Source organism: Glycomyces algeriensis, from assembly GCF_027622855.1.
GTDB lineage: Bacteria > Actinomycetota > Actinomycetes > Mycobacteriales > Micromonosporaceae > Glycomyces > Glycomyces algeriensis.
Window position 1 is genome coordinate 44,271 of the sequence record NZ_JAPZVR010000009.1, and the last position, 3,584, is coordinate 47,854.

At 71.7% G+C, this 3,584-nt stretch carries 3 protein-coding genes; 1 reads left to right on the top strand and 2 read right to left on the bottom strand.

Translation table 11 applies throughout. The features are described from left to right. Positions 1-98: 98 nt before the first annotated feature. Positions 99-947 (bottom strand): hypothetical protein, encoded by an 849-nt coding sequence (locus O2L52_RS16930; RefSeq protein ID WP_270116932.1) that lies wholly within the window; start codon positions 945-947, stop codon positions 99-101. Positions 948-1,332: 385 nt separating this feature from the next. Here O2L52_RS16930 and O2L52_RS16935 point away from each other — a divergent pair, with 385 nt between their 5' ends. After that, positions 1,333-2,574, top strand: coding sequence for a HEAT repeat domain-containing protein (locus tag O2L52_RS16935; protein ID WP_270116933.1), 1,242 nt, complete (start codon positions 1,333-1,335; stop codon positions 2,572-2,574). A gap of 8 nt (positions 2,575-2,582) precedes the next feature. On the opposite strand, the gene O2L52_RS16940 is transcribed toward O2L52_RS16935, so the two are convergent. Then, positions 2,583-3,455 carry a class I SAM-dependent methyltransferase gene (locus tag O2L52_RS16940; RefSeq protein WP_270116934.1) on the bottom strand — a complete coding sequence of 291 codons (873 nt, stop codon included), beginning with the start codon at positions 3,453-3,455 and terminating at the stop codon, positions 2,583-2,585. Positions 3,456-3,584 lie beyond the last annotated feature (129 nt).

Consider the following 3,584-nt stretch of genomic DNA (forward strand, 5'->3'; position numbering starts at 1 on the left):
CCCCCCCCCCCCCCCGCCCCCCCCCCGCCCCCCCCGCCCCCCCCCCCCCCCCCCCGCCGCTGCAAAGATCCAGTGCGACCCGCGGGTCGCTCAGGAGGTCACCAGGTCACGTCGCAGAGCTTCCAGGCGCCGTCTTCCTCGACCGCCGTGAAGGTGTAGCCGGAGCCCTCTTCCATTTCGGCGGTGTCGCTCGGCTCGCTGTCGTCCATGGTCCAGCCGACCCAGACCTCCACGCCGCCTTCGACCTCGCGCGACATGCTCCACAGCAGGAACCCGAAGTTGTAGCCGGTGTTCTCGACCTCCCAGTCGAGGTCGGTCTGCATGGCCGAGCTCGGCGAACTGCACACCTGCGCCTGCAGCAGCTCGTTGTCGTCGGTGTCCGCGCCGATTCGGTAATTGATCGCCGCGGCCTCCGGCGTGCCCTCGGTGAACTCCTCGGAGTTCACGGGCGTGCCCCAGGTCGCGAAGTCGTCGTCCCCGCCCGCTTCGGGCGTGGTCGGCTCTTCCTCCGCGGAGGGCTCTTCCTCAGCCTCGGTCGTCGCCGCTTCCTCTTCCGAGGGTTCGGCGCTCTCGGAGGTGCCTTCGCCCGCCTGCGGGTCGTCGTCGTCGACCATCCCGGGGATGATCAGGACCGCGGCGATGCCGAGGACCACGACGAGCGCGACGATCACGCCCAGGATCACCGGCAGGTTGCCGCCCTGCTTGGCGGGCGGGAGCGGCGGCGGCAGGATCGAGCCGGGCGCCGACGGGTAGCCCTGCTGCACGCCGACCGGCGGCATCGGGGGCTGACTCTGCGGCTGCGTGTACTGCTGCGGCGGCTGCTGCTGGTAGTAGTTGCCGGGCGGAGGCGTGCTGTTGTAGCCCTGCGAGTAGGGGTCGCTGGGCTGCTGCGGTTCGGGCTGCAGCTGATACTGCGGGTTCCCACCGCCGGGGGGCGGATACGTCATCGCTTCTACACGCCTCGTCTGCTCGGGGGCAATCGGTCGCGGTGATTGGGCTTCACCGGGGTGACTTCGATCGTACAGGCAACCGGCGACATCGTGGCCCCCGGAAATCCCCAGGTCGCATCGCCTGCCAAAGGCGAAGCGGCCGTACAGGGACGAACCGTTCACAGCGCCCCGCCGCGAGCGAACCGTCGCACACCCAGTGCGACGGCCTGTCGCCCTGTGGGACTACGATTTATGCCCCGGCACACGCATGCGGCCTGAAGCCAGGCGCCGTCGATCCCACGTCGAGGCCGCGCGAGGCGACCGCGGCAGCGCGCTGCCCCGGACGCCGGCGGAACCGTACCGAGAAGTCCCGCCAGCCACGCTTCTACCCGAGGTTCGACGTATGGCGAACGCCAATGCAGTGCAGCTTTGGACCATCCGCTTCTCCGCCGCGCTCGCCCCCGTCCCGGTGATCGAGCTCCTCGACGCGGGCCGCTGGGGCTACGGTCTCATCTACCCCGCGCTCGCCGCGACCTGGGCGACCGGCTGCTGGCAGCGCCGCCGCCAGCTCGCCCGCATGCGCGACGAGCCCGACCCGGAGCCACGCAAGGCCCGCACCCGCTTCTGGGACGACGAACCGCGAGACCACATCGGCGCCTACGGGGCCGCGGTCGGCGACGTCTACCGCACACCCGCCGAGCCTTCGGCCGGCGCGTACGGCGAGGGCGGCTCCTACGGCGACACCCTCGAGCCGGCGATCGGACCCTACGGCGAAGCCTGCGAGCCCTCCATCGGGATGGCCGTCGTGTCCGTCCCGCATCAGCGCCGCGACCGGGCCATGAGCAACCTCGTGGGCTCCATCAAGAACGAGGCGATCGACGCCGAACTGCGCATCCAGCTCATCCAGGACCTCGTCGACCTCGGCGGGCGGGACATGGCCATGCGGCTTTCCTCTGTAGCCAAATCGTCCAATGTGGATGTAGAGGTGCGGCTCGAGGTCGCCGAGCACATGGGCCGCTTCAGTGTCGAGGACGCCGCCCGCGCGCTCGAATCGATCGCCGCCGACTCGACTGTGGACGCCAAGTACCGCCTGGACGCCGCCAGCGCCCTCGTCGACTGCGCGGCCGGTCCGGCCGGGATCGCCCTCATGCAACTGGTCACCGACGAGTCGGTGAGCGAGTACGTGCGGCACTCCGCCGCCCACGCGCTGCGCAACGTTCACGGTTCGGCCGCGGCGATGGCGTTGCGGCACTTGGCGAACGCGCCGCTGATCTCGGTGCGGCTGCGGATCATCTGCGCCGAGCAGCTCGCCGAGGACAGCGTGATCGACGCGGAGCACGCGTTGTGGCGCATCGTCAAAGGCGTCGAGTCCGTCATGGACTTTCATCTGGGCATCGATGCGGCCGAGGCGATGCACAGCATCAGTCCGGATGTGGGGGTCGAGGCGTACTCGGTGCTGGCCGCTGACGACTGCTTCCACTGGCTCGGGCGCATCGAGGCCGCGTACCGGCTCGGGCGGCTGGGGCTGCGCGACGGGTACGACCTGCTCAGTGATTTCGCGCGGGCCGAGCACCTGGAGGACGTGTACGCGCGGGCCGCGCTCGAGCGGCTGTTCCAGCTCGAGGTCGACTCCGGGAGCGAGTGAAGTCCGGGTCAAGGCTTGACGGCGACGAAGTACGTCTCGATCGACAGGTGGTGGAGGTCGCGGCGGCGGCCGAGCCAGTCGGGGCCGTCCTCGTCGAGGAGCCGCGCCCAGGCGGCGTTGTCGTCGTCGCTGAGGTAGTGCGCGAACCACTCCGTCCTGGTCTGCAGTGATTCGAGGGCGTGGGTGAGGGCGGTGCCTGCGAGCGGGGCGGGGGTCGCGTCGAGCTCGTTCACCTCGTGCACCTCGGTGAGGCCCGCGCGTTCGAGGGCGAGGTTCCAGCCGTAGGGGAGCGGCGTGGAGCCGTGTTCGGCGCCTTCGCCTTCGAGGCGGCGGGATCCGGCTTCGATGAGGCGCAGTTCCAGGCCGGGCCTGCCGACGCCGACATGCCAGGGCAGGTACTGCGGGGCGGTGCCGCCTTCGCCGATCGCGAGGCGCCCGCCGGGGGCGAGGAGCGCGGCCAGGTGGTCAAGGGCCGCTTGGGGGTCGGCGGCGTGGTGGAGGACCCGCCCGGCCCACAGGAGGTCAGCGGGCGTCCCGAAGACCTCGGCGAGCGCGTCCGGGTCGTCGACCGAGGCTTGGGCGGCGCGCACGCCGGCGCCGGTCTCGGCGGCGCGTTCGCGTACGAGGTCGAGCATGGCCGGTTCGGCGTCCACGGCCACCACTTGGGCTTCGGGGAGGACCTCGGCGAGTGCGAACGCCATCGACGCGGCGCCGCAGCCGATGTCGGCGACGATCGTGTCGGCCGGGTTCGCGAGCTGTTCGGCGAGCCGCCGGTACTTGGCGGCTTCGGCTTCGGCGCGTGCTTTGAAGCGGGGCGCGGCTTCGGCGAAGTCGAAGGCGGCGGAGTGGTCGTCGTGCCGGTGTCCGTGATGCGCTGCCATGCGCCCCAACCTAGCACCGCCCGCACCGCGGTTTCGGCGCAAGGAAACGACCGGGGGGCGCGGGGGGGGGGGCGCCCCGGGGGGGGGTGGGGGGGGGGGGGGTGGGGGCGGGGGCGGGGGGGGGCCCCG